The following is a 25,106-nucleotide window of genomic DNA, read 5'->3' as shown; positions in this document are numbered from 1 at the left end:
CGGTATTGGTCGACCGACCCACGACATAACTGATTCTCGGCCATCAAAACCGGGAAATCCGCTAAATCTTACTGGGGGCCAAGATAGGGGTCAATTCAGGTTATCGGGGGCTCGGAGGCGTTCGTGTCGGCTCGTGAGGGGCTGCGACCGTTGCTCGCGGGGAGTTGCGGGTTGCGGAAATTCGCCAGAATCTCCCAATTCTGGACCGCTTTCTCAACTTCTTTCTCCCCAAAGGGCTCGTTTGGGGGGCTATAGCGCGCTTTTTCGTACAAACTCGCCAAATTTGACGCGGGACTGGTCGCCGGCACCGGTGGCTCCACGGAGCCGCTCGCGTCCTCCCTAAGATCTGTCTCGTTGTAAAGCCTCTTGTTGAAGGAGGTTGTGATCTGGTGGTGGTGCTGGGAGCGGACGTCGTCGCCAAGTTGGTCGATCGCTGCCGATTCAAAGATCGCCCGAACCTTCTCACGTGGCGATTTCGCGTTCCTGCGGGAGAAAAGCTTGGTTCCATGCAGGCCGCCGGGACGCCAACCCACTGGGTGGCGAAAGAGCCAAACGGCGCCGGCGAGGACGCCGAGAGCGATGATGACGTATGCGATTCCGTGAAAAATCGCTCCTCCTGAAGGGGCGCTTGGAAGTGAAGGTAGCCCGAACTCGAGACTGGGTGGTTCCGGCAGGCTGATTTTGGGGATCGAGAAGCGCGGAAAGAGCCCCTTTGGCGTCTTGGGGAGCCTAACTCGTGGCATCCACGAGAGATCGGGCATGGACGAAGCTGCGACCTTGCCCGCCTTGGGGAGCCAATCGCTCGAGCCGACCATCGCGTCACCCAGCCAATCGGCGTTGTTCGCAAAGGCGCGAAGGGCCGAATCTTGGACCGAGTCGGGGATGAGATGGTCGACCGACAATCCCTGCTGGCCCGATTGGATCATTTCTAGGTCCTCGATCGCTCGCTCGAGGGCCGATGACTGGGCGATCGTCGTTCCCGATCGTTTCAGGTCGCGGGCGAAATCGAGCATCCATTCGGACGCCGAGGCATCGAGTCCCTTGGGAAGCCTCCTTGGCCGTTGCGGCCGCGAAGTCTCTCGCGTCGCTGAGCGAGCGTCAGTGCCCCGGTTTCCCGTCTTCTCGCTGGGAGCGATGCTCTCGAGCAATTGGGAGAGTCGGTTCGACTCGTTGGCTCTTGGCACTTCGTCTTGGCCCAGCGATTTTTTCAGCAGGTTGCGAAGGTTGGCGCCGGCATCTGGATTTTGCCCGAGTTTTTGACCGAGACCGCCGAAAGGGTTTTCCCCATTGAGCGAACCGAATCCCTGCCGCTTCGCCATTTCAAGCAAGGTCGACTGCATGCTCGGGTTGTTGCGGAGTTGGTCGAGAATCCCCGATTCCCTCGCAATTGATTCGATGCGCTGCCGGGTGTTGGCGTCGAGCCCGGACATGCCGTTGGTCGCCAGCTTGTCGGCGAGTCCTGGGAACTTGTCGGCGAGCTTGCGGAGCATCCTGCTCAAGCCCTCGATGCGTTGCTGATCGGACGCCAGCGATCGCATCATGATCGCGGAGCGGATGTCCTTCAGACTAAAGACGCGGTCCTTGGGGTAAATCGGCTCGTGAGAACCGCGGTCTTGTCCACTCGCGGCTGTTGGTGGGATGAGAAACAGCAGGCTCGCGAAGGTGAAGACGGTCACGGCGCTCGAGTTCGGCAAGATTCGAGGTTTCCACATGTCCCTATCGTAGCCCACGTGTTGCCGCTCCGAAATGCAATTTCGCCGACGAGTCGGCGTGCAAAGGTCCCCGTCAAAGCCTGAGGGCTTGCGGCATCACCTCGCGTTTTCATTGTCCAGTACGGACATTTGGGGTGTTTGGATCACGGGCGGATGAGAAGCTGCTGAGATCCGTCGACCGAAACGGGCACTCGTCTTGATCCGCATTTACCGATCGACTATGGCCTTGCGGCGTCGGTCCGGGGTGAATGCGCGCGTCGCGGTGATCGCCTTGGCCGAGACGGAGGATGGGCCGAATGCAAGTTGGAATTGTCGACTACCTGCTGCGTCTGAAGGAAGAGGCCTGTTTCTACATGGCGCAAGGACTGGGATTCCGGTGCATCGACCTCGCGGTGGATGTCGTGGGAGATCCCCAGCGGATTCTCTTCGACCTGGATCGGCCCAACGAACTGCGCGAACTCTCGACGTCGACCGACATGGCGGTTTCCGGGATTTATGCCACCCACTTCCTGAGGGAGAACCTCGTTCATCTCGACACGCACCATCGTCAACCGGCGGTCGTGGCCCTCAAGACCCTTGTCGAGCGAGCCAAGTCGCACGCGATTCCGACCGTCATCGTTCCGTTGTTCGGCGCCAGTGAAGTCGTCGGGGATAAGGAACACGGGGTCTTGCAAGAGGTGCTCGAGAATTTGCTAGCGACGACGGCCCTGGATGGCGTCACCGTCGCCCTAAAGACGACCATGCCGACCTCCCGGCTCGTCGCACTCATCGATCGCTATCAATCGGAACATCTTGGCATTTGCCACGATCCTGGAAATGGGGGCCCGCTCGGGCGCGATCCTCGCGAGGAACTGCGAGAGTTGGGACACCGTGTCGCCCACGTTCACTTGAAGGACCGCCTTCACAGCGGCGAATCGGTCGCTCTCGGCGAGGGGGACGTCAATCTCGAGGCGGTGATTAACGGGCTCATCGAGATCAAGTACGATGGTCCGATCGTCCTTGAGACGCCCGCCTCGGCCTCTCCCATCGAAGCCGCGAAGCGAAATCTCGCCGCGTTCCGTGATCGCTTGGCGGCGTAATACCTCGGGGCGGCTGCTAGTGCGTTGGCCCAACTTGAGGTTACTGTTGGTGTGGCCCCAACCCGTTGGCACTGGCTGACCAGCGGCCAGTGGCCCCCGAGGGTTCAGATGGACCAGCGTCATCGAGCGTTGCTACGGAAGCGTGGGACGTTCGGTCGTCAAGATCCCATTCTCGATCGCACAATTGACGCAGAAGTCCTGGTTGTCCTTGTGGACGTGAACTTCCCCAGGGAGGATTCGTCCGTAGTAGTCGCCATCACACGTGTGAAAACAGTTGATCGACGAAGGTCCGGGATTGACGCTTACTTCCCATCCCGCGCGATCGAGGTATAGGCGTTGGTCCTTCATGGCGCCGGTTCCTTGATGCTTGCCGGTTCACTGGTTGCGACGCGGGCGGCGCGTCCGCGACTTGATCAACTCGCCGCCAACCCCACCCGATCCCGTCGCCTTGTCTTTAGGACTTCTAGAAGCGGGCAATCGCACCCGTTCCCGTGAAGAAGTCGTCCGAGGCTTCATTGAGCCCGACTCCCACCCGAATGTCAAACTGAAGATTGTTGTTCACCAGGTAGGTGAAGCCGCCGTCGAAGTAGTGCTGGGTTCGTTCGCCACCGTTGGCGGCAACGGGAACCAGGGCGAACCACTCGGTGAACGCTCCCAGTTTGTCCTCGATCAGCGAGAAGCCCGCGGTTGCCGATTGGGCGAACTCGGTGTGGTACTCGGGATCGACGTTGATCGGACCGAGACCGCCGCTACCGGGATCGAAGAACGTGAACGCGTCCTGGAACGATCGGTTGATCTGCGTGCTCCCCGCGACCGCGACAAGGTCGTTGACCGCCCAACTGTAGAGCCAGTTGACGCCGGGAAGGACCTGCTTGTTGGTCAGACTCGGGCTACCGGTCGGAATGGTCATCTGGGGAAGGATCGTCATCTCGGGGAGAAGTCCACGTTGCTCGGTCAGCATCAATTTCGCGCCGAGATAGATATCCTCCGATCCGTTGAGCGACGTGAAGGCTCCCGGCTCATCCTCGGTGATGTTGGTGTAGGTGTAGCCGAAGCGGAACTCGAACCAGTTGGCGATCATGCCGAGTCGGACGAGGATCTCCGGGTAGACGTGACTTTGACTCACGACTCCTGCCTCGCTGTCGTAGACGTAGGTGTAGCCTGACTCGATCTGGAGGACACCTTTGCCGACGGTCGAACTGGCTTCGGTGAAGTCCGGGCGATCTCCGACGAGCGGCTCATTGAAGGGGCAGAAGGGCTCCGTCTCCTCGTCACCTTCGACGTTCCAACGGAAGAGGGTTCTCGCTCCATGGGGTTCGGGAGCGAAGAGGCCTCTGCCGAGAGGCTTGCACGTCGAGCAGCACCCCGCCGCGGTTTCCTCGAGGCACGGCGACGCGCCGAGGGACTCCCCCGAGGAAGAGAACGCGACGTCGGAGATAGAGGTTATTCGAGGAGATTCCGCCTTGAGGGACGAGGTCAACGCGCTCAAGAGCGTCAGGGCGAACAAGCTGCGACGATAGGCTGGCATTGTTTCTCAATCCTCGACCATTCGGAACCGAGGAAAGGTTGCCCACGGTGCTTGTCGCGACGGTCGGCCTTCAACGAGGGCTTCCAGGTCGCCGCCGTGGGCAACGTTTCCTGTTTGGTGAATGCTATCGACGTTTTGGTTGCTCAAAACGTCGCTTTCTTGGGAAAATTTGTCGATTCGTGGGACTCCCCACGGCTTGGATAAAGGAGCGAACGGGAAGGGGGGATGGTGGATCGGACGTGCTTCCTTGGCGCTTCCCCTTAAGATACTTCCTGTGCCAACGCGTCCGAACGGATTTGGGGGGAACGAGAGTAGGGCATGCCGACACTCACGGTCGAGAATTACGTCAAGGCGATCTATCAGATCTGTGCCTCGGAGAGAGGGAAGCCGGCCACCACGGGGGAGTTGGCCAAGCGCCTCGGGATCTCCCCAGGCAGCGTCACGAGCATGCTGCGCACGCTCGCGGACACCGAGTTGGCGGAATACCAAGCTTACGAGGGCGTTCGCTTGACCGAGAAGGGGGATCTGCTGGCGCTGCGGATTCTTCGTCGCCACCGACTCGTCGAATCATTTCTCGTCAACGTGCTCGATCTGAGCTGGGACGAGGTCCACGAGGAGGCCGAACATCTCGAACATGCCGTGTCCGATCGACTGGTCGACCGGATCGACGAGTATCTCGGTTTTCCCGAGCGCGATCCGCACGGCGACCCCATCCCAACGGCCGATGGACGACTCAAGAAGCCCGAGAGCACGCCGATGGCGGAACTTTCCGCGGGCAACGGATTCATCCTCGACCGCGTGCTCGATCAGTCGCCCGACTTTCTCCGCTACTTGAGTGAGTCGGGGCTCGAGATTGGTGTGGAAGCGGAGATCGTCGAGAACCACCCCTCGGCTGGAGCGCTGATCGTTCGGACAGGCGATCGCCACGTCTCCCTCGGTCGTCTCGCCGCCGACAAGCTGCTCGTCCGGAAAGTAAGCTAGTCGGAACGTCCGACAACCCTTTCCCTCCACCCCGTCAGATCCGAAACAATCGGAGCGTCCGCTAAAGTCTTCCCAGCTTATCCGCCGATGGAGAGACCAACGGAGGGTCCAGAATATCCCTCCGGCCTGCCTTCGCGATGGGGAGTGGGCGCACTCTTTGGACCGAGCCCATGCGACGCCCAGCACGCTCGACGAATTGTATTGCGAAGCGGACGGTGTGGTTCGCCTTGCGCGTCCCACTGCTGGCTGTTCTGGGGATCCTCTCCCTTTCGTCGTTCGGGTTGGCTCAGCAGCCGGCCGTCGTCGCGCCCTCCAAGAAGACGTCTGCCTCACCGCAAGCCATCGTAGTCATCGCCGATGAGTCCGTCGTGGAGCATCTTCCCGGCGAAGAGCCGCCAACGCAGTGGGTCGAGAGTGGCGAGGTCGTCGTTCCCTCGGCGAGTTGCTATCCGATCTCCTCCAAGCTCACGGTCGACTACGACGACGGGTTCCTTCTACGGCCGATCGACAAGTCGCGCACGCCCTTCGAACTGAAGCTCAACTTTCACAACCAATTCCGCTACACCGGCTTCGCCCGCGATCAACCAGGCTACATCAACGCCGCCGGCGATCCCATTCCGATCGAAAACCGCAACGACTTCGGCGTCAATCGCGGCCGAATCGTCTTCTCGGGGTTCGCGATCGACCCCGATCTCAGCTACTACATCAACATCGACTACAACACCGTCACCGGCGAGAATATCTCGATCCTCACTGCCTGGTTTGGCTACCGCTTCAGCGACGCACTTCGACTGAGCTTCGGATTGGGCAAGGTGCCCGGTACCTGGGAGTGGCTGGAGTCGTCACGCTACACGCTCGGGGCGGAGCGGTCGATGGCGACGACCTTCTTTCGGCCCTCCTTCACGGCCGGAGTTTGGGCCGATGGTCGACTTCCCGGAAACGTGCGCTACCGGGCGATGGTCGGCGATGGATTCAACACCCGATCGCTCTCCGAAACGGAAATCGACACCAGCCTGCTCTTCTCGGAGATGGTCTGGTGGGAGCCTCTCGGCGACTTCGGAATTGGGTTTTCGGACCTCGAGCGACACCAGCGGCCGGTGATCCGAGTCGGTGAGGCGTTCACCTACGCCCCCAATGACGCCGGTCCTTTTGGCGAGCCCGGCCCGGAGCAGACGGTCATCCGACTCTCCGACGGCACGCCGATCGTGGCCGAGGGCGCCCTCGCGCCAGGGGTGACGGTCAACAGCTTCAACATCGCGCTGTGCTCGCTTCACGCCGGACTCAAGTACCGGGGCTTCAGCCTCGATGGCGAGTATTTTTTACGCTGGCTCACGCAGATCGATGGCAACGGCGCTCTTCCGGTCTCATCCCTCTTCGACCAGGGTTTCATGGCCCAGACCGGACTCTTTGTGCTTCCGAAGGTCGAGCTCTACGCGATTGGTTCCTTCGTGACCGGCGACTTCGGAAGCGGTTCGCAGGTGACCGGCGGGGCGAACTGGTACGTTCGCGGAACGAGGAACTGGCGCGTGACCTTCGACGCGACCGCCCTCGACACCTCCCCGGCGCAGCAAGCCCGCACCGGTTACCAAGCCGGAGCGACCGGTCCCCTCATTCGCGCCCAGGTCTGGATTCTCTTCTAATATCCCGATTGGAGAGTTCGTGCCATGAAATCTCGGCCCTCAGATCGTGCGGAGGATTACCCAATGATAGGCGGTTCCCGCATGCAAGCGCCAGCGTGAGTCTCTTCAACATGCCCACGCAAGCGTGAGCATGGCACCCGGCTTTAGGGTTCCCCTCTCCCTGTGGGAGAGGGGTTAGGGGTGAGGGGGTTTCCATTCGCGAACAAGCCATGATTTCCCGAGGCGGAATCTCCCTCACCCGTCTCGCTTCGCTCGCCGACCTCTCCCCAAGGAGAGGTCATGAAGTCCTGACACTTAGACCAACCAATAGGTCAGGCCATTGCCCGACACTCACGTCTGTCGACCTTCCTCGTGTGCCCCCAAGGCCAGACTGTTCTGAGATTGAGGTCTTCTCAACATGCCCACACAAGCGTGAGTCTTCTCAGCATGCCCACGCAAGCGTGAGTCTTCTCAACATGCCCACGCAAGCGTGAGCATGGGCACCCGGCGAGTGTCCCTGTCATTCCGAGCGATGGTAGCTGAGCGCCGCGAGCACTTGATCGATCTGTGCTTGCGAGGGAAACGCCGAGACTTCGTACCGGCGCGGGTAGACATCGACAGGTTTGATCATCTCGCCAAGATGTTCGCGAAGTGTCGCGAAGGGGACGTCGAGGACGACTCCCTCGTCGTGAGTGACCAGGGCGATCTCGTCCGTTTCGGGCAGGAGGGTGCGGAGCCCTTTTCCCCAAGTCGACACCGTGCGTCGTTCCCCCGTCTCCTTGTCCTCAATGAGCATCACCGAGGCGACATAGGCCTGCTCGCCCCAAAGCTCTTGCAGGGGTTCGCGAAGCTCGCCGTAGAGCGAGGCGACGAACTCCTTCCTTTTCCGCGAGAAGCGTTCGCGCAGGGGATGCCCCTCCGGCGGCAACCAGTCCTCCCAGACATCGTCGTCGGCAAGACGGAGCGGCACGTCGCTCAGCGGCCAACCATCCTCCTCCTCGATGTCCAACAGCTCGAGCATCAATTCCAGGCCTTCCTCGTCTTCCGAGCCGGTGACGAGGAGTTTCCTGCGATCGGGCACGAGGGCGATCGGATCTCCCTTCACGTCGAAGTCACGCAACACGTGCGGCAGCAAGAGTCGACAAGCGTCGTAGTCGTCACCGGCAAGCGAGAGATAGAGCGAGTCGCCCGCCTTCGCGAAGGCGTGGGTGGCGCTGCCGAGGTTCTCCCTCGCGATCTCGAGGGCCTCGTAGATGGTGAGATTCCAAGCTTCGAGATCCTCCATGTTTAGCGATCGAATCGCATGTGGCAGATCGTACGCGATCGACGCGTAGAGATGATCGCCCACGGGGATCAATGGGGAGTCGAGTTCGGTCTCTCCCTTGGCGCGGCGTTCGAGGGAGAGTCGTTCCATCATCCCGCGCGACCAAAGCTTCGGGACGATCGAGGGGCGTGCTTCCTCGAGCGTGGCGGGGAGTTCCTGTCTCTTCCCGGGGACGGCGACCTTGACGATGTTTTCGAGCAATGTCGTGCGGCCGTCGCTGTCCAAGTCCTCGAACTGGCTGTAGATGTTGGTCAGGCCGATTCGGGTCCCGTCGGAGAAGTCGATGCGGAAACCGTCCGGGTCGTAGGTCGGGGTTCGCGTGTCTCCGGCGACTTTGAGCGCTTCCATGATCGCCTCGGCGAACTTGTCGGGAGTCGGGTTTCCAAGCATCAAGTACAACCATCCCCTCTGTGTTCTTTCCCGAAGACGAGTCGTCCAGCGACTCGCGCGGCATGTCGGTCATCGTATCGCGAACGATCCGTTTTCGAAACCGCGCTTGCCGGCGCCACGATCCCATGGAACGTCGACGAACGTTCGGGGAGTCTTTGATTGGGGAGAAGTTCTCGGATAGTTTTTGACCTTCGCGACTTGGCCGACTGCAATGGTTACGCAAGTCTTGCTGGTGATTCATGTCCGGGGGGATGCGGAGGTAGAAGACGTGATGGGGAGAGTGCCGAGTTCCAAGTGTGCCTGCTGTGTCGCCGTCGCCCTGATGGCGTTGTCGGCATGCGGCCAGGGCAGGGAGACGCCGAAGACCGTTCCCGTCGCCGGGACGGTGACCTACCAGGGGAAACCGGTGATGATGGGATCGATTGTGTTCCAACCGGTCACTCCGAGTCCGGGGTCGCCCTTTCGGCCGGCCCAGGGCGTTTTGGAGATGGACGGTTCCTACGAAGTTCAGAGCTTCGCCGCCGGCGACGGCGCCGTTCCGGGCGAATACCGCGTCGTCATCACCAGCACCGATGGTGGACCGACGCCGGAAGAGCCCGAGCGGATGATCACCTGGTTGATCCCCAGGAAGTACGGCGATGCGGAGAAGACCCCGCTCACCGTGACGGTTTCCGAGCATGGCGCCAATGCCGACGCGTACAACTTCGTGCTTGAGGATTGAATCCGGTCGCGAGACATTCAGCCACTCGCCCCTTGTTGCCGGGCGAGGGAGATCAGCATCACGTCGGGAAGCTCGTGAACGCCGAGTTGCCTCATCATGTTGATGGCTTGAGCCGTGGTGTACTGCGCGTGGGTGCAGACGTGGAGGAGCACGTCGGCTCGACGGGTCACGTGCGTCTTTCCCTTCCCCGAACTGGTGCTCACCTTGAGGACGTCGCGTTCCAAGTCCTCGACGCTCAACCGCTCGAGATAGGCCCGCCAGCGATCCTCCAACGCGAGCCAGGAACGCCGAAGTTCATCGACGTCGCCGAGGGCTCCTTCTCCCTCCTGATTGCCCGGGAGCTTGCCACGCACATCCCCAGGGAGCAAGGGATCGGGGTTCCCCTCTAGTGCTTCGAGCCAGACGAACTCGGCGGCGAAGAGATGCACGAGCGTCTTCCAGAGGGATCCTTGGCCGATCGCCAAGGGCTGGGTGAGCCGGCTCATCGGGAGGGTGTCGGCCGCCGTGAGAAGCTTCCCATTCACCCAGGCCCGATGCTCGTGCAGTCGTCTCACGATCGCGAGAGCGTTCACTCGTTTCCTCCTCCGTCGTTCGATGGATCCATTCTTCGGTGACATACCCGCTGAGACAGCCTGTCGCCCTCAAAGGTTCTCTCCGTGGGAACCGGGGCGCTGCTTTCCCGGCTTTCCCGGACTCGCGCCGATTGCGGGACAGCGTTCGTCGCCGCCGTTTCCTGCCCCGAATTCGTGAACGGGAAGGACATGTTGGTTCGATGAAAGAGAGGACCGATTGTAGGGACAACTCCGACTGGGTGGCATGGGCAATCCGCGTGGGTAGCAGCTTGCGATGGAGGTTGCCCTTCTTGCCTGAGTTGTCGGGGCCGCGGAATGGACGCCGTTGACTGTGTGGAGTGAACCGGAGCGAACGAAACGAGCTGACATGAACGCTCCCTTCGTCCTTCGGTTCGGAGCGGTCTTGCTGGCGACGGTCTGCGCAGGTGGATGCCTCTCCCCCCCCCAGACCTTCGTTGGCGGCTTGCCGTCGAGGATCTTGTCGCCCGAAGGAATCGGTGAGACGATCGAGGAGCCGACGCCAGTCGAGATGCCGACGGAGGGAGCGACTCCCGACACGGCGCCCGTCGAGACCGTCGACGAGTTCCCCACCGGAGAGCCGCTGACCCTTGATGAGGCCATCGCGACGGGGCTGAGGCTCAACCCGCTGCTTCAAGTCGCCCGCGCCGACATCGAGCGTACTCTCGCGGGGGAGAAGATCACCTTTTCCTCCTTCTTGCCGTTGGCGGGAGGGACGGTGCGGGAGATCGTCTCGGCGACCGAACTCCAGGGCGTCAGCGGATCGTCGCTGCCGACGGTGGTCGACTTTGGTGGTGCGGGATCCGCGTCGTTCTTGCTCGCCGAGGCCCGGGCTGAGTGGACCGTCTTTCGGTTCGGGGAAGCGATCAACCGCTACCGCGAATCGCTGACGCAAACCGACATCGCCCGCCTCCGGTACAAGCGCGCCCAGCAGACGGTCATCTTTGATGTCTCGCTGGCGTATTTCCGCTTCGTGCAGTCCGAGGCGCTGTTCATCGTCGCGGAGAACACCGTGCGACGGGCGCGGGCCCAGCTTCAGCTCGCGAGCAACCTGCTCGGGCAAGGGGTCGTCGATCGCGAGAGCGTCCTTCGCGCGGAACTTTCGCTCGCGGAATCGCTCCAGCAGCGGGTTCGGGCCGAAACGGAAAAGGAGATCGCTCTGGCCGGCCTCAACCGGTCGATGGGAGTCAATGCCAGCACGTCGATCGCGATCGTGCCGGCGGCGTCGCTGGTCGATCTGCCGTGGACGCTCAAGGAGTCGCTCGAGCTGGCGGTCGCCAATCGACCCGAACTCGGGGTCGCGATCGAAGGGATTCGCGCCGCGGGCTACACGGAAGCGGCGATTCGGGCACGCTTTCTGCCGAAGATCGTCGTCGCCGGGGAAGGCTTTCTCATCTCGGGGGAGAACGTTCAAAGTGAGGAGATTCTCGTCGGTGGCATCAACCTCGACTGGAAATTCTACGAGGGAGGCCGACGCACTGGCCGTCTGAGACAGCAGCGCGCGGAGATCGAACGGGTCGCGGCCCTGGCTCGGCAGATGGCCGACGCGATCGGGTTCGAGGTGAACGAAAGCTATCACCGGATCGACGATGCTCGTCAGCGGCTCGTCCTCGCGTCGAGCGCCGTCCGTCTTGCCACGGAGAACCTTCGCGTCGTCGACAACAAGTTCGCCCAGGGGGACGCGACTCCCACCGACATCGTCGACGCCGAGACGGCGTTGACGCGTTCGCAGCAGCAGGAGGTCGTCGCCCGGTTCGACCACTATGCCGCGATCGCCCACCTGGTCTTCGCGACGGGGATCGACCCGAGCATGCTGGCGGCCAACGGTATGTTCTGTGAGAACGGCGAGCCGACCTCCGGCGCTCAGGGGCGGATTCTCTTGGTCGAAGCCGGGACCGAACCCACATCCGGTTCGGTCGGCGCGGGGAGCGATCGTCCGTGGGATCCCTGGGTCGAGGAGGAGCCGAGCATCCTCCCCGTGGGACAGCGCCCGATCGAGCAAGTGACGAGGAACGAATCGGGACAGGAGACAGGCGATGACAGACTCCGCTGAGCCCAAGGGCGACGACCACCACGACGTCGATCCGAAGAAATGGACGCGCCACGGCATCGTCATTGTCATCGTCTGTTCGGTGATCCTGATCGCGTCGCTGCCGGTCCTTGGGTGGTTCATCTACTACCGGTCGACTCACTCGATCACGTACGACGCGTACGTGCGCACTTATCTCGTGAATGTCTCCTCCATGGAGGTCTCGGGGCATCTGGATGTGATGAACGTGCAGGAGGAGGATGTCGTCACGTCGGGCCAATGGCTCGCCCGCATCGATCCGCGTCCCTACGAGCGGAAGGTCGAGGTAGCGCGGGCGGAACTCGAGGTCGCGATCGCGTCGCTCGCGGAGGCGAAGACCGCTCTCGAACTGGTGGAGAAGCAAGTCCCGCGAGAGATCGCCATCGCCGAAAACGACCTGGGCGTCGCCCAGGTCACCCTGACCGAAGCGCGGGAGCGGCTTGAGCTGACGACGCGCGACGTCACCGAGCAGATCAGCGCGGCGCGTTCGGCGATCGAGTCGGCCTCAGCGCGACACGTGATGGCGGAAGAGGACTACGTGCGGTTCTCCAACCTCTACCAGCAGGAGTCGGTCGCGCTGCGCCGCTTGGAAGAGGCGACGAGCACGTTCAAGACGACCAGGGCCTCGCTTCAGATCGCCGAGGCCAACTTCGCTCAAGCCGAAGCCGCCCGCAAACGGGTCGCCATCGACGAAGGTCGCAAGAGTGCCGCCGCGGATCGGGTGTCGGCCGCGAAAGAGACCGTCGAGCTCGCTCGGCTCGGAACGCTTCGCATCGAGGAGGCGTCGCGCAATGTCGAAGTCCTTTCGCGCGAGGTCGACGCCGCGCGCCGACGGCTTGAACTGGCCCAGACCAACCTCGGCTACACTCGTATCGTCGCCCCCTTCGACGGGATGATCGCCAAGCAGTACCGATTCCTTGGGAACTATGCGGAGAAGGGGGCGCCGATCTTCACGATGTTCGTCCCCGACTTGCTGTTCGTCGTGGCCAACCTGGAAGAGACGCGACTCGAGGGGGTCCATCCGGGCAACCACGTGCGATTGGACGTCGAAGCCTTTTGGGAGCCCTTCAAGGGACGAGTGGTGACGGTCGGGTCGGCGACGGCCGCCAACTTTTCGCTTGTTCCACGCGACATCTCCTCGGGCGAGTTTACCTGGGTCGTTCAGCGGGTTCCCATTCGCATTTGGATCGAGCGGGATGAGCGATGGAACCAACTTAAGCCGGGCCTCTCGGTGACGGTGTCGATCGAGCATGGGCCCGGCGATCCCGAGTGGGCCCGGAAGGTCTTCGAGGAAGAGCTGCGACTGGAGACCCGGACAGGGATCGTCGACTAGTGCCCCGTCAGGACCCGATGTTCGGGTGCCACTGGCTGCTTGTCAGCCAGTGAGAACGAGTTGTGTCACCGGCAACCCGAAGTTGGACGTTTGACCGTGCACTAGTGTCGTGACCAATCAAATCATTGCCAAAAAACGACTCGGTGCCATGCCCACGCTTGCATGGGCATGGCACCCAAGAGTCACCAAGAGTCATTTAGACAATGAATTGACCGATCAGGACAGGATGTCGGATGGCGGGACAAGGAAGGGATATCGAGACGATCTTCGGGCTTCGTCGTCCCTGGTGGGCGGCGATCGCCGCGACGCCCGTCATTTTTACAGTCTTTCAGACAAGTACCGTCTTCGACGTGACCCTCAACGTCGCCGAGGATGCACTGATCGCCGGCAAATATACCGGTCAGTGGATCACGGGAGCCTTCGTCGTCGGGATGATGGCGGGCATCTTCCTCACCGCGACCCTGCGCGGCCTTGTCGGCATGCGCAATGTCTATGCCATCGGCCTGACTTTCTTCATCCTGGGGTCGGCGCTCGACAGCGTCGCCCCAGGCGTCACGTGGATGACCTGCTCGAAGTTCATCTCCGGGTTTGGCCGCGGACTGGTCATCTCCAACCTGCGCGCGACGATCTACAACCACTTTCCCGACGAACTGCTCTACGCCTTCGCCTTCTACGGCATCGTTGGCTATTCCAGCCGCTTGCTCTCGCCACTCTACGCGGCCTACGTCGTCGATTGGGCCAACTGGCGCTGGATCCACATCAACGATGTCTGGCTGGGCATTCTGGGCCTGATCATGACCTTCTACTTCCTGAGGAACGATCGTCCAAAAGTCATCTCGAAGATTCACTTCGATGGGGTGGGCTACGTCCTCTGGATCGCCACGGTGGTCGCGATCCTGGTCCTCTTCGACCGGAGCCAACTCTGGGGCTATATGTCCTCAAACAACTTCGCGATCGCGATGGCGTCGTTCCTGGTGCTGGCGATCGCGACCGTGGTCTGGTGCACGATTCACCCCGACCCGATTTTCGATTTTCGCGCGATTCCACCGATTCGCTCCTTCGCGCTGGCGATGGTCACGAAGTCCTGTTTCATCGCGTCGCTCTACGCGGTCGCGGGAGGGATCTCGACCTACATGGTCGACCTTCGCGGCTATCCCCGCACGACATCGGGTTGGATCCTATGGCCGGGCGGCTTGGGGATGATCGTCGCGATGGGCCTTAGCGCCACGGTCCTTCCCGAACTACTTTCGCGTCGTCGTCGACTCATGCTCGGAATGTTCGCGACGGCGCTGGTGACGTGGCAGTTCTCGACCGTCGATCTCTACACCGACAAGTTTTGGATCGCGGCGATGATGGGGCTATGGGGACTTGCGCTCGGCTCGACGGTCTTGCCGATCCTCGCCTATGCCCAAGAGGGTCTCAATCCCAAGGTCGGGCTCAAGGCGGTCGCCATCGGGATGACGATCTACGTCCTTCCGATCGACTTGGTCAGTGGAACGAATCGCATTCTTCACGAGCGGGCGACCGACTACTACCAGCAACGGCTATCCCTCGACGATATCCCGAACCGTCCCATCGTCGAGATCACCGAGGAACGCGTCGCGGACCATGTGGCGACACGTGGCGCGACGACATCGAACGTCAACGAGACGAGTGTCGCCATTCTCAAAACGTGGTTGAAGATGAATGCCGCGGCGCTGGGCTATCAGTGGCTCTTCTGGGTGGTCGGCTTCGTGCCGCTCGTCGGGGTGTTCTTCGCGGCGCTCTTGCCCGAGCAGAAGGTCAAGTATCTCGAGCTTCTTCGCAAGGCACGCCTGGACAAGCCGATGCCCGCCCATTGATCGGTCCATCTCCGATCGGTCTCCCGCCTGACACGCTCGTTACAAGAGATTTCGTTCTCTGTTCGTTCGGGAGTTTTCCAAGTCGCCAGCGTCCTGATTGGTTCACTCATTGCCCAAGAGACTCTTGGATGCCATGCCCATGCTCGCCGTGGGCATGTGGGAAAAGCCTGTGATTCGGCGCGTTTCCGCGCGATTGTGGGAAGAGGTTTCATGTAGTGAACTTGGCAATCAGGACACTAGGCACTGTTGAATGCCCAAGATCGGGTTGCCAGCGACGCCACTCGTTCTCCCAGGCTGACGAGCAGCCCGTGGCACCCGAAACTCAGGTCTGGACAGAACACAAGCGTGTCCAGTCCGCCCACGACAAGCGTGTCCAGTCCGCCCACGACAAGCGTGTCCAGTCCGCCCACGACAAGCGTGTCCAGTCCGCCCACGACAAGCGTGTCCAGTCCGCCCACGACAAGCGTGTCCAGTCTGCCCACGACAAGCGTGGGCATGGCACCCGAGATCATTTGGTTGCCGGAGGCGAAGAGACCGGCGGGCTCTCAGAGGATGAACTTGCTCAGGTCCTCGTCTTGGCTGATCGCGTCGAGCTTCTCGCGAACATAGTCCGCGTCGACGACGACCTTCTCTTCCTTCATCTCCGGGGCGTCGAAGCTCAGATCCTCGAGCAGGCGTTCCATGATGGTGTGCAACCGTCGGGCGCCGATGTTTTGCGTCTGTTTGTTGACCTGATGAGCGATCTCCGCCAGGGCATCGATTGCATTCTCTTGGATTTCGACGTCGATTCCCTCGGTCGCCAACAACTCGCGGTACTGTCTGGTGATGGAGTTCTTCGGTTCGCGCAGGATGCGGGCGAAGTCGTCTTGGCCGAGATCCTTGAGTTCCACGCGGATCGGGAATCGTCCCTGTAGTTCCGGCATGAGATCGGACGGCTTGCTGACGTGAAAGGCGCCGGCGGCGATGAAGAGAATGTGTTCGGTGTGGACGTTGCCGTAGCGGGTTTGGACGGTGGTCCCTTCCACGATCGGCAAGAGGTCGCGCTGGACGCCTTGACGAGAGACGTCGGGGTTGCCGGACGAGGAGGAGGGACCGCAAACCTTGTCGATCTCGTCGATGAAGACGACGCCCGATTCCTCGGCCAGCGCGATCGCCTTTTCCCCGACCGCTTCCCGGTCGATGAGGTTTTCGATCTCCTGCTCGACGAGAACCTTGCGCGCTTCCTTGACCGATAGCTCGCGACTCTTGCCTTCCCGGGGCATGATGCGGTCGAACATGTGCTGGAGGTCGACGTCCATCTGCTCCATGCCCATGGCGGAGAAGATTTGCACCGGGACCTGCTTCTGGTCGACCTTCAAGGTGACACGCCTGTCCTCGAGGTCGCCGGCTTCGAGCTTCGCGCGGAGTCGGTCTCGGGTTCGCAGATGCTTTTCCGCGAGTTGACGCCGTTCCTCGGAGCGCGCCTGACGAACCTTCGAGTAGGCGTCGAACGTCTCCGGATCGGACTCATCGGCGAGGGTCACCTCGAGATCGCTTTCCTCTTGGCCCACTGAGTCGAACTCGTCGGCGGTGTTGGGCAACAGAAGATCGAGCAACCGGTCGTTGGCGCGCTGGTTGGCCTCCTCTTCGACGCGAACACGTTCCTGTTCGCGCACCAGACGCCAGGCCGCCTCGACGAGATCGCGGATGACGCTCTCGACGTCACGGCCGTGGTAGCCGACCTCGGTGTACTTCGTCGCTTCGACCTTGCAGAACGGCGCATCGCAGAGCGACGCGAGGCGGCGGGCGATCTCGGTCTTTCCCACGCCGGTGGGGCCGATCATGATGATGTTCTTGGGGGTGACCTCTTTGCGCATCTCTTCGGAGAGTCGCTGACGGCGCCAGCGATTGCGCACCGCGATCGCGACCGCGCGCTTGGCTTCGGCTTGACCGACGATGTAACGATCGAGGGAGGCGACAATCTCCCGGGGCGTCAACTCTTGCAATCGAGTTCCTCCACGGCGATGTTCGAGTTAGTGTACACGCAAATGTCCGCGGCGATTCCCAGCGACTCTCGGACGATCTCGCCGGCCGAGAGCGTGGTGTGTTTCGCGAGGGCACGGGCGGAGGCGAGGGCGTAGGAACCGCCGCTGCCGATTCCCATGATGCCGTCGGTGGGGCTGATGACGTCGCCGGTGCCGGAGAGAAGTAGGACGTTCTGGGCATCGACGGTCAACATCATGGCCTCGAGCCGGCGCAGCGCCCGGTCGAGGCGCCATTCCTTGGCCAACTCGGTCGCCGCGCGGGGGACGTTGCCCTGGAAGTCGCCGAGCTTCGCTTCGTAGCGTTCCAGAAGAGCGAACGCGTCGGCGGTCGCGCCCGCGAACCCGACGAGCACTCGATCGTCGAAGAGCTTGCGAATCTTGCTGGCGTTGGCTTTGACGACGGTCTGGCCCAAGGAGACTTGGCCGTCCCCGCCGAGGGCGACCTTGTCCCCGTGGCGAACCGCGAGGATGGTCGTGCTGCGCCACTGTTCCGACTTCATCTCGCTCCCTTGTGCAGCGTTCCCACCGGTAGTGGCGCGACGTGCGGACATGAATCGTAAATGATTGTCATATCGGCTCCCCGTGGACCGTCAATTCGTGCCACGGCGGGGATGGTCGGCAACGTCCAGCGAGATCCCGCCAAACTCCGGTCGATGCGGAGACGCTCGCCACGAACTTGGTCGAGCCATCACGGACGACGAGAGATGATTGGTTGTTGGGCAAGCGGAAGGGAGAGAGCGGGGGAATTGTCGAACCCGCCAACGGGGCGCGAACGGGGAATCGATCAGGTGAAGGGGATGAGGAAGGGATGTCAGCATGCCCCTCGCGACCGTGGTCTTGAGGGGCAACCGGCATCAGCAGGCCGCAACGCAAACAATCCGTCCGCGTCGCGTCCCGCCTGCAACTCGATTGGCAGCCCGTTGATCGACTCGCTGCCGACGACGAACGGCCCTCTTGCCCAATCTCGGCGTCGAACAAACTCGACGAATCGACGGATTCGCCTGCGTTTGTTCTCCTTGATCTTGGCCAACATGGCTCGTTCTCGCCTTGGTCCGCTTAAATCATCGGACTGTTAGGCGCGGCGAACGGCCTCGGCGCGGGCTCCCTTGGGGCCGCGGCCGATTTCGAAATCGACGAGGGTGCCTTCGGTCAGCTCTTCAATCGTGACCTCTTGCAAGGCCGAGTGATGGAAGAAGAGATCGTTCTCAGAATCCGTGGCGATGAATCCGAAACCACGCTCGGAGACGATTCGCTTGATCTTTCCCTGTGGCATTTCTGCTCTCCAGTAAAAAAACGCATTCCACGCACCCAACAACTATTGGGTGCGGGACAACAACGACAAAGCAGATAAAGCCGACGGAGAAGTGGAGCGAATAGCTAAAAACAGCTCTCTGTATCGAAAACGGGCTAGATGGAGTGGACAACGCGATGTGTTGATGACTGCATCCTGTCTCTGCTTGTCACAACATTTGTGACAGCTATTACCATATCAGTAAACGTGCGTTCAGGAAAGAGCAAAGGTGACTAAATTCCACGATCATCGTTCGGCGTATGGAAAGATCACTCCCAAATTCACGAGTTTGGAGCGTCGCATCGCGGAGTGTCGTAGATTTGACAGCACAACCGCGGGCGACCGTGGACCGTTCACCTTGATCTGATGTCCTTCGAACGCACCGGTCGGATGTGTTCGAGGTCCGAGGAAGGACTGCCGCCATGGCGGAATCGTTCGGTGACCAGCAACACGACGCCATGGGACTGCCGTCCCCCGAAGCCGATGCGATCGATGCTCAGATCACGTCGCTTTCGCAGCGGCAGACCAATCGCGGGCTGCGGGGGCTCGACTCGGGATTTCGCTTGTTCAACAAGGTGACCGGAGGACTGCCGACGGGATTGACCGTCATCGCCGGTCCGCCGGGTTGCGGCAAAACGACGTTTGCCAAGCAGCTCTCCGATCAAGTCGCGGAGATCGCCGGCGTCCCCGTCCTCTACTTCAGCTTCGAGCAGTCGGCCGACGAACTCCGCGTCATGTCGCTGGCCCGACTGTCCAGGGTCAACAATCGCGAGGTCGTTCGCGGGCCCTCCAACGACATCCACGCACCCTATCCGGGTGCGCCGATCGTCAAAGCGTGGGACGAGGTCCAGAAAGCGGTTCCCAAGTACAAGCTCTTCGCACGCCGCATGCGGATCGTCGAAGCGGGTCGGCACGAGACCATCGACAAGGTTCGCGAGGTGGCCGAGAAGGTCCGGCAAATCGATGATGCCGAACGGATGTTGATCGTCGTCGATCACCTACAGGCGATTCCCTGTGACCTTCCGTTGGCTCCCGAGGATCGCGAGGCCCAGCACTGTTCCGAGCTTCGGCGGCTGGGGCGCGATCTGAAGAGTCCCGTCGTCGCCCTCTCCTCGGAGCGGCTGGAGGGGTACTTCCAAAACCGCCGGCCCAACTTCGAGGCGTTCGGCGATCGGGACGGGCTGCCCTATTCCGCCGACATCGCGGCCTACTTTTGGACCAATCCCACGACCACGACCCAGTTCCGCAATCAGGGAACGATCGAAGTTCCCGACTTTCGCCGGGGAATGAGTCTCTACATCCTGAAGAACCGCCTTGCCGATCCGGTTCATGTGAAGATGATCTACCGGCCTGACCTCTGTTCGTTCACCGAGGCCGATCGCACGGTTCTCTCCTACACGGACGGTTTCGTCTCGGAGTAGGGGAGTTTCTCTCAACTCGTGACTGCCGCCTCTTCCTGGCTTTCCTAGCCTTCTTGGTCGTGAGACTTTCGCCCGTTTACCTCGCACTTCGGGATTCGGACTCCCGCGGACGCCAGGCGAGCTGTCCATTCGCCCGACAACACTACTGACGCCGGACCATCGCGGTCGGTGATGGAGCCCCTTGTACGGGAAAACCGTTGAGGCGAGAGAACGATGCGCCAGAACCTTTACGTTGTCGCGGTCTTCACAACGTTGCTGCTCGGCGGAGCGGCGATTGCCTCGGATCAGCTCGAACCGACGTGCGCGACGTGCCAACAGGATGGGCCCGCGTTGACCTCTTGCGAGGCCCCAACCTGCGAGACGGGTTGCGAGACGCAAGTTTGTGAGACGCAAGTTTGTGAGACGCAAGTTTGTGAGACGGCTTGTCGCTGCGAACTGAAGAAGGTCTGCGTCGCTCACCGCGCGAAGGTCAAGGCCGAGAAGGACTGCTTCGACTGCAAGTGCAAGGAGATTTGCGTGCCCGGAATCAAGTGGCCCTGGAGTTGCCATCCCACCAAAGGGAAGGTGAAGACGGTCCGCTACTTGACCAAACGCACCGCCGAGTACGAAAAGTGCGGCTATGAGCACGAGATTCAGACGGAATGTCAGCCGAAAAAGGGCCATTTCTGTCAGAAACGCTAACGTTTTGGGCGTGAAGAGGGCCGAAACGTGGTCTCCGGCGATCGTCGTTGCCGGGGGACTGATGGCGGAACACTTTGCGCAGCCTGCCTAGTCGTCTCATTTGCTCGTTGGCCAATGATCCCTCCTGGCCGACTTCGAACCCGAGCAATCTTGACTTTCCCCTTCATGCTGGCCATAGGTGCGGCTTCCCTGAGATGAGATGACATCTATCGCGTGGCAGCGCCGTGGTTCCGACGCTCGTTGGGGGGAGCGGGTTGACCAGTTTGCTCGGGGCAACCGTTCTCTGGTGGCAAGGAAACAGCCTGATGGCGAAAGTGCGTGGCGTTTTGGGTGCGATCGTCTTGGCAAGTTTGGTCGGTTGCGCCAACTTCACGGAGAAGGGGCTAGCGGCGGGAGGTCTCCTCGGCGCCGGCACCGGAGCCCTGATCGGCAGCCAAACCGGCGATGCGGGCGCGGGCGCCTTGATCGGCGGTACGGTCGGAGCCCTGACGGGAACGCTCGTCGGCGCGGGGTTGGACGAGGTCGACGAGAAGAACAAAGCCCGGGTGGCCGCCGCGACGGCCGCGCCGCCTCCACCGCCGATGAGTGTCGCCGACGTCGTCTCCATGAGTCAGAACGGCGTGGGCGAAGACGTGATCATTTCGACGATTCGCTCATCGGGAACGATCTTTCATTTGTCGACCGATCAGATCATCGCGCTGCATCATGATGGGGTGAGCAACCGCGTCCTGGACGCGATGGTCGCAACAAAGAATCGCGTCGCCAAGCCGGTCCCGGTCGTCTACGAGCGATCCCCGGTTTACATCGTCGAGCCCCCGGTGCGCTACCGCTGGGGATATCGCCATCACCATTGCTGGCACTAAATCGCCGAATTCGTGTATCCTGGCCTCGGAAATCCCGCTAGTCTCCCCGCCAAGGGGGGGAGTGCAGGGCGGTCCCTCCGTATAGGGTCGGCTCTCTCAGGATGCACGGAAAGGCAGGAAAGCAGCCATGCTTGATGATGGACAGCGGGAACCCGACGAGCCTGTCGGCGTTTCCAGCGAGCCTGGCAATCCGTTCACGCCGCCTCGGGCCGAGAGCACACCTTCGCCCGTCGCGGTCGACACGGTCGACGACGACGGCAGGCCGACGCTCTTTCGGGATCCTTCCTTTTGGGGAATGAACATCACCCAATTCCTGGGTGCTTTCAACGACAACCTCTTCAAGCAACTGATCCTGATCCTGGCAGTGGTCGCCGCGGCGCAAGCCAAGGAAGCGGCCGGCGAACAGGGGATCGCGATGATCATCTTCTCCGCGCCCTTTTTGCTTCTTTCGGGGTTCGCGGGCTTCCTGTCGGATCGCTATTCCAAGCGAACGATCGTCGTGCTCAGCAAGGTGGCGGAAATCGTTGTCGTCGCCTTGGGGATGGTCGCGTTCTGGTACGGCTCCTACAACGCCGCCCTCGTCGTCCTCTGCCTCTTGGGCATTCAGAGTTCGTTCTTCGGTCCGCCGAAGTACGGGATCTTGCCCGAGATGCTTCGCCCCTCCGACTTGCCGCAAGCCAACGGCATCATGCAGATGTCGACTTTCCTCGCGATCATCTTCGGAACCGCGATCGCGGGCTTCGTCACCCAAGCTTGGGGAGACAAGCTCTGGGTCGCCAGCGGCTTTTGCCTGGTGATCGCGGTCGTGGGAACGCTGACCTCGCTCTTAATCCGGCCGACCCCCGTCGCCCACCCCGGGCTGCGATTCCAAGTCTCGACGCTCTTCATGAACGCCGAGACCAGAAGGATGCTGTGGAACGATCGCTCGCTCCTGAAGGTGCTTCTTTTCTCCACGCTATTCTGGTTCCTCGGGGGCGTGGTTCAGCAGACGGTCAACGACTACGGCATCCGCCAGCTTCAAATCGGCAAGGCGGAGACGAGCCTCTTGGTGGCGACCATCGCCATCGGCATCGCGATCGGCTGCGTCACCGCGGGCAAGCTTTCGGCGGGAAAGATCGAGTTCCGTTTCGTTCCCTCCGGCGCCTTGGGCATGTGCGTCTGCATGGCGCTATTGGCTTTGCCCGGGTTTCACGGCCAAGCGGCACTCGTCGATAAATGGGGGGCCGGCTTGGCCCTGGTCGGGCTGGGATTCTTCGCGGGCATATTCGCGGTTCCGCTACAGGTCTACATCCAGGAGAAGCCGCCGGCCAATCAGAAGGGACGCGTGATCGGGGCGATGAATCTCATCAACTGGATCGGGATCATCTTCTCGGGTGTCTTCTACCTGGCGATCTGCTCGGTGCTCGAAGTCGCCGGATTGGCGAACGATCGCGCTCCGGGCGTCGTCTTCGCGATCGCGTCGGTCTTCATGCTGGGGGTGTCGTTGCTGGGGCGTCCCGTGACCGATTGATCGACGAGGGGTGCGGAGCAACCTGGGGAACGCGCGACTTCCTTCCTTTGGCTTGCTGCGCCCGGCTCGAGTAATCACAATAGCGTCGGCGAGGGCCAATCCCGTTTCATTGGGTTGGTTCCCGGGACAGGATTTGGGCCGACGACGGAGGAGGCAAGACGTCGCGTGTTGAGTTTCACGTCGCGAACGCCGCTCGCCGCCGACGAGAGCTTCGTCCCCAACTCCTATCTTCTGATCACCGCCGGCACCTTCCAGAAGCGTCCGTTCATGCGGTTGGAACATCGCAAGCAGATGCTGCTGGAGAGCCTCGACTTCAATTGCTACAAGTGGAAATGGCGGTTGCTTGCGTACGTGATTCTCGACAATCACTACCACTTGGTCGTTCACGCGCCCGATGATGATCGCTCGGTGGTTCAACATTCGCTAGCGCACATCATTCAGTCGGCCCACAGCTACAGCGCTTACCACTGGCGTCGGGACGACCCGTCGATCCGATCGCGCATCTGGTGGAATTTCTGGGATGCTCCCATCGGCGATTTGGCGTCGCTGCGTTGCCACATCAACTACCTCAACGCCAACCCCGCCTTTCATGGCAAGGTGCGCGACCCCTCAACCTACCCGTACAGCAGCTATCACCTCTACGTGAAGCAAGATCGCGAGACCCTGGCGCAGTGGGAGAAGGACTACCCAGCCGACAAGGTTGACCTGATCGACAATTTCTGAATGCGCTGAGCGGGTTGGGGCTTCACCGACCGCTCCGGTGGTCCTACGATGAGATGCTTTCTGGTCGCGACGCGGGTTGCCGGTTGTCAATTGGCCGGGCCGGTCGGTATAACGGCGCAGAAGGCATCCCTTGAGATACATGCTCCCACCTCCTACTTGGGAAAGGAATTCACATGCGACGCACGCTCACGAGTGCCGCGACGTTGTTGATGACGCTGACGGTCGGATTGGCTACGGCGCAAGCCGCGGACGAGAAGTACGAACAAGTTCGCATCGGCCCGGCCACCTACGACATCTCGTCGACCTGGACGCGTCAGAACCCGAAGTCGCGCATGAGGCTCGTTCAGTACGGTCTGCCCGCCGCGAAGGGAGATGAGGGGAAGAAGGCCGAACTCGTCGTCTTCTACTTCGGTCCGGGTGGTGGAGGAAGCGTCGCCGACAACCTCGAACGCTGGAAGGGGCAGTTCTCGAGCACCGAGGGCCAGCCCAAGGAAGAGACCTTCAAGGTCGGGGACTTCAAGGTCACCACCCTCGATATCACGGGTACCTTCAAGGACAAGCCGGCGCCGTTCCTGCCCGATTTCGTCGAACGCAAGGGCTATCGCATGCTCGTCGCGATCGTCGACACGCCCGAGGAGGGAGCCTACTACTTCAAGATTACCGGCCCCAAGGCCACGGTCGGCGCCCAGTACGACAACTGGATGAAGATGCTCAAGTCGGTCAAGCCCGCCGGGAGCTAATGGGATCCATTCGCCAACAGCCGCCGCGGGCCATGCTCGTCGCCGCGCTCTTTAGCCGGCACGAGGAACTACTCGTTCGGGCCCGCACGCGGCTGGCCGACCAGTTTGGTCCCATCGTTCTCGAAGGGACCGCGTTCTCCTTCCAGCAGACCGATTACTACGCGCGCTCGATGGGGACCGACCTCAGAAAGCAGCTCGTGGCCTTTGGCTCCCCTCGTCCGGTCGATGCGCTTCCGAAGATCAAAGTGGCCACCAATCTCCTGGAACGGGAGATCCTCCAACCAGGCGAATTTCCGGAAGAACGTCCCCTCAATATCGATCCCGGGATGGCCGACATGGCCAAGCTCCTCCTCGCGTCGACCAAGGACCACGTCCATCGCCTCTACTTGGGCGAGGGTATCTTTGGCGAGGTGACGCTCCATTTTCGACACGGGGCCTGGCGGGCGTTTCCCTGGACCTACCCCGACTATCTCTTACCCGAGGTTCACGACTTTCTGAACGAGCTTCGCGAGTATCTTCGGCGCTTTCCGCGCGAGTACGGCGCGTCGGCGACCGTAGAATGACGGCGGCACGCGAGTGTCCTGTCAGATCCAAACGTTCGGGTAGCACTGGCTGCTGGTGAGCCAGTGAGGAGTGATCGTGGGTTCACAACCCGTATTCTAGCGTT

Annotated in this window: 22 protein-coding genes; 14 read left to right on the top strand and 8 right to left on the bottom strand. The window is 61.4% G+C overall.

Going from position 1 to position 25,106, the window contains the following annotated elements:
* Positions 1 to 95: 95 nt before the first annotated feature.
* Positions 96 to 1,712: a hypothetical protein gene (locus Pan216_RS15050; protein ID WP_145258941.1), complete on the bottom strand. Its 1,617-nt coding sequence runs from the start codon at positions 1,710 to 1,712 to the stop codon at positions 96 to 98.
* A gap of 296 nt (positions 1,713 to 2,008) precedes the next feature.
* Here Pan216_RS15050 and Pan216_RS15045 point away from each other — a divergent pair, with 296 nt between their 5' ends.
* Positions 2,009 to 2,791, top strand: coding sequence for a sugar phosphate isomerase/epimerase family protein (locus Pan216_RS15045; protein WP_419192553.1), 783 nt, complete (start codon positions 2,009 to 2,011; stop codon positions 2,789 to 2,791).
* Positions 2,792 to 2,923: 132 nt separating this feature from the next.
* Here Pan216_RS15045 and Pan216_RS15040 read toward each other — a convergent pair whose 3' ends face one another.
* Together Pan216_RS15040 and Pan216_RS15035 are read right to left on the bottom strand one after the other, a co-directional pair.
* Positions 2,924 to 3,139 carry a hypothetical protein gene (locus tag Pan216_RS15040; protein WP_145258937.1) on the bottom strand — a complete coding sequence of 72 codons (216 nt, stop codon included), beginning with the start codon at positions 3,137 to 3,139 and terminating at the stop codon, positions 2,924 to 2,926.
* Between the two features lie 115 nt (positions 3,140 to 3,254).
* The gene (locus tag Pan216_RS15035; RefSeq protein WP_145258935.1) at positions 3,255 to 4,319 is read right to left on the bottom strand and encodes a transporter; all 1,065 of its coding nucleotides are present in this window, start codon (positions 4,317 to 4,319) and stop codon (positions 3,255 to 3,257) included.
* A gap of 318 nt (positions 4,320 to 4,637) precedes the next feature.
* Between Pan216_RS15035 and Pan216_RS15030 the strand changes: the two genes are divergently transcribed.
* A complete protein-coding gene (locus Pan216_RS15030) occupies positions 4,638 to 5,300 on the top strand; it encodes a metal-dependent transcriptional regulator (protein ID WP_145258933.1) in 663 nt (220 codons plus the stop codon).
* 215 nt (positions 5,301 to 5,515) lie between these two features.
* Entirely contained in the window at positions 5,516 to 6,940 is a 1,425-nt protein-coding gene (locus Pan216_RS15025; RefSeq protein WP_419192552.1) for a porin, read from the top strand.
* 499 nt (positions 6,941 to 7,439) lie between these two features.
* Here the strand turns inward: Pan216_RS15025 and Pan216_RS15020 are convergent, their stop codons facing one another.
* On the bottom strand, positions 7,440 to 8,636 hold the full coding sequence (locus Pan216_RS15020) for a DUF1444 domain-containing protein (RefSeq protein ID WP_145258929.1): 1,197 nt from the start codon (positions 8,634 to 8,636) through the stop codon (positions 7,440 to 7,442).
* A gap of 277 nt (positions 8,637 to 8,913) precedes the next feature.
* Here Pan216_RS15020 and Pan216_RS15015 point away from each other — a divergent pair, with 277 nt between their 5' ends.
* Complete coding sequence (locus tag Pan216_RS15015) at positions 8,914 to 9,354, top strand: hypothetical protein (RefSeq protein WP_145258927.1); 441 nt, start codon at positions 8,914 to 8,916, stop codon at positions 9,352 to 9,354.
* A 17-nt stretch (positions 9,355 to 9,371) separates the two neighbouring features.
* Here Pan216_RS15015 and Pan216_RS15010 read toward each other — a convergent pair whose 3' ends face one another.
* Positions 9,372 to 9,926, bottom strand: coding sequence for a DinB family protein (locus tag Pan216_RS15010; protein ID WP_419192551.1), 555 nt, complete (start codon positions 9,924 to 9,926; stop codon positions 9,372 to 9,374).
* A 367-nt stretch (positions 9,927 to 10,293) separates the two neighbouring features.
* Between Pan216_RS15010 and Pan216_RS15005 the strand changes: the two genes are divergently transcribed.
* The 3 genes from Pan216_RS15005 to Pan216_RS14995 all read left to right on the top strand — a co-directional run bounded on the left by Pan216_RS15005 (position 10,294) and on the right by Pan216_RS14995 (position 15,186).
* The gene (locus tag Pan216_RS15005) at positions 10,294 to 11,997 is read left to right on the top strand and encodes a TolC family protein (RefSeq protein ID WP_145258923.1); all 1,704 of its coding nucleotides are present in this window, start codon (positions 10,294 to 10,296) and stop codon (positions 11,995 to 11,997) included.
* The gene (locus tag Pan216_RS15000; protein WP_145258921.1) at positions 11,981 to 13,345 is read left to right on the top strand and encodes an HlyD family secretion protein; all 1,365 of its coding nucleotides are present in this window, start codon (positions 11,981 to 11,983) and stop codon (positions 13,343 to 13,345) included. Before Pan216_RS15005 ends, Pan216_RS15000 begins: the two co-directional genes overlap by 17 nt.
* 233 nt (positions 13,346 to 13,578) lie before the next feature.
* Positions 13,579 to 15,186 (top strand): MFS transporter, encoded by a 1,608-nt coding sequence (locus Pan216_RS14995; protein ID WP_145258919.1) that lies wholly within the window; start codon positions 13,579 to 13,581, stop codon positions 15,184 to 15,186.
* 545 nt (positions 15,187 to 15,731) lie between these two features.
* Here the strand turns inward: Pan216_RS14995 and hslU are convergent.
* The 3 genes from hslU to Pan216_RS14980 all read right to left on the bottom strand — a co-directional run bounded on the left by hslU (position 15,732) and on the right by Pan216_RS14980 (position 18,483).
* Positions 15,732 to 17,171 carry an ATP-dependent protease ATPase subunit HslU gene (gene hslU, locus Pan216_RS14990; RefSeq protein WP_145258918.1) on the bottom strand — a complete coding sequence of 480 codons (1,440 nt, stop codon included), beginning with the start codon at positions 17,169 to 17,171 and terminating at the stop codon, positions 15,732 to 15,734.
* Complete coding sequence (hslV, locus tag Pan216_RS14985; RefSeq protein WP_145258915.1) at positions 17,159 to 17,710, bottom strand: ATP-dependent protease subunit HslV; 552 nt, start codon at positions 17,708 to 17,710, stop codon at positions 17,159 to 17,161. Before hslV ends, hslU begins: the two co-directional genes overlap by 13 nt.
* A 572-nt stretch (positions 17,711 to 18,282) precedes the next feature.
* On the bottom strand, positions 18,283 to 18,483 hold the full coding sequence (locus Pan216_RS14980) for a cold-shock protein (protein WP_145258913.1): 201 nt from the start codon (positions 18,481 to 18,483) through the stop codon (positions 18,283 to 18,285).
* A 440-nt stretch (positions 18,484 to 18,923) separates the two neighbouring features.
* Between Pan216_RS14980 and Pan216_RS14975 the strand changes: the two genes are divergently transcribed.
* The 7 genes from Pan216_RS14975 to Pan216_RS14945 all read left to right on the top strand — a co-directional run bounded on the left by Pan216_RS14975 (position 18,924) and on the right by Pan216_RS14945 (position 25,002).
* Positions 18,924 to 19,922 (top strand): DnaB-like helicase C-terminal domain-containing protein, encoded by a 999-nt coding sequence (locus Pan216_RS14975; protein ID WP_145258911.1) that lies wholly within the window; start codon positions 18,924 to 18,926, stop codon positions 19,920 to 19,922.
* Positions 19,923 to 20,135: 213 nt separating this feature from the next.
* Positions 20,136 to 20,603, top strand: coding sequence for a hypothetical protein (locus Pan216_RS14970; RefSeq protein WP_145258909.1), 468 nt, complete (start codon positions 20,136 to 20,138; stop codon positions 20,601 to 20,603).
* A 305-nt stretch (positions 20,604 to 20,908) separates the two neighbouring features.
* Entirely contained in the window at positions 20,909 to 21,466 is a 558-nt protein-coding gene (locus tag Pan216_RS14965; protein ID WP_145258908.1) for a glycine zipper domain-containing protein, read from the top strand.
* A gap of 127 nt (positions 21,467 to 21,593) precedes the next feature.
* Positions 21,594 to 22,976 (top strand): MFS transporter, encoded by a 1,383-nt coding sequence (locus Pan216_RS14960; RefSeq protein ID WP_145258906.1) that lies wholly within the window; start codon positions 21,594 to 21,596, stop codon positions 22,974 to 22,976.
* Positions 22,977 to 23,141: 165 nt separating this feature from the next.
* Positions 23,142 to 23,699, top strand: a complete 558-nt coding sequence (locus Pan216_RS14955) for a transposase (protein WP_145258904.1) — start codon at positions 23,142 to 23,144, stop codon at positions 23,697 to 23,699.
* A gap of 173 nt (positions 23,700 to 23,872) precedes the next feature.
* The gene (locus Pan216_RS14950; protein WP_145258902.1) at positions 23,873 to 24,439 is read left to right on the top strand and encodes a hypothetical protein; all 567 of its coding nucleotides are present in this window, start codon (positions 23,873 to 23,875) and stop codon (positions 24,437 to 24,439) included.
* Complete coding sequence (locus Pan216_RS14945; protein WP_145258901.1) at positions 24,439 to 25,002, top strand: DUF4416 family protein; 564 nt, start codon at positions 24,439 to 24,441, stop codon at positions 25,000 to 25,002. Before Pan216_RS14950 ends, Pan216_RS14945 begins: the two co-directional genes overlap by 1 nt.
* Positions 25,003 to 25,106: the final 104 nt, after the last annotated feature.

The sequence above is a fragment of the Kolteria novifilia genome, from assembly GCA_007748055.1.
In the GTDB taxonomy this organism is placed as follows: Bacteria; Planctomycetota; Planctomycetia; order Kolteriales; family Kolteriaceae; genus Kolteria; species Kolteria novifilia.
This window is presented reverse-complemented; position numbering and strand designations above follow the sequence as displayed.

Bases quoted from the DNA above. Each gene is read 5' to 3' on its own strand.
- Pan216_RS15045 (WP_419192553.1), top strand. From the start codon at position 2,009: ATGCAAGTTGGAATTGTCGACTACCTGCTGCGTCTGAAGGAAGAGGCC.
- Pan216_RS14975 (WP_145258911.1), top strand. From the start codon at position 18,924: ATGGCGGAATCGTTCGGTGACCAGCAACACGACGCCATGGGACTGCCG.
- Pan216_RS14980 (WP_145258913.1), bottom strand. From the start codon at position 18,483: ATGCCACAGGGAAAGATCAAGCGAATCGTCTCCGAGCGTGGTTTCGGA.
- Pan216_RS15000 (WP_145258921.1), top strand. From the start codon at position 11,981: ATGACAGACTCCGCTGAGCCCAAGGGCGACGACCACCACGACGTCGAT.
- Pan216_RS14995 (WP_145258919.1), top strand. From the start codon at position 13,579: ATGGCGGGACAAGGAAGGGATATCGAGACGATCTTCGGGCTTCGTCGT.
- Pan216_RS14970 (WP_145258909.1), top strand. From the start codon at position 20,136: ATGCGCCAGAACCTTTACGTTGTCGCGGTCTTCACAACGTTGCTGCTC.
- Pan216_RS15005 (WP_145258923.1), top strand. From the start codon at position 10,294: ATGAACGCTCCCTTCGTCCTTCGGTTCGGAGCGGTCTTGCTGGCGACG.
- Pan216_RS15035 (WP_145258935.1), bottom strand. From the start codon at position 4,319: ATGCCAGCCTATCGTCGCAGCTTGTTCGCCCTGACGCTCTTGAGCGCG.
- Pan216_RS14965 (WP_145258908.1), top strand. From the start codon at position 20,909: ATGGCGAAAGTGCGTGGCGTTTTGGGTGCGATCGTCTTGGCAAGTTTG.
- Pan216_RS15040 (WP_145258937.1), bottom strand. From the start codon at position 3,139: ATGAAGGACCAACGCCTATACCTCGATCGCGCGGGATGGGAAGTAAGC.
- Pan216_RS14960 (WP_145258906.1), top strand. From the start codon at position 21,594: ATGCTTGATGATGGACAGCGGGAACCCGACGAGCCTGTCGGCGTTTCC.
- Pan216_RS14945 (WP_145258901.1), top strand. From the start codon at position 24,439: ATGGGATCCATTCGCCAACAGCCGCCGCGGGCCATGCTCGTCGCCGCG.
- hslV (WP_145258915.1), bottom strand. From the start codon at position 17,710: ATGAAGTCGGAACAGTGGCGCAGCACGACCATCCTCGCGGTTCGCCAC.
- Pan216_RS14950 (WP_145258902.1), top strand. From the start codon at position 23,873: ATGCGACGCACGCTCACGAGTGCCGCGACGTTGTTGATGACGCTGACG.
- Pan216_RS15050 (WP_145258941.1), bottom strand. From the start codon at position 1,712: ATGTGGAAACCTCGAATCTTGCCGAACTCGAGCGCCGTGACCGTCTTC.
- Pan216_RS15030 (WP_145258933.1), top strand. From the start codon at position 4,638: ATGCCGACACTCACGGTCGAGAATTACGTCAAGGCGATCTATCAGATC.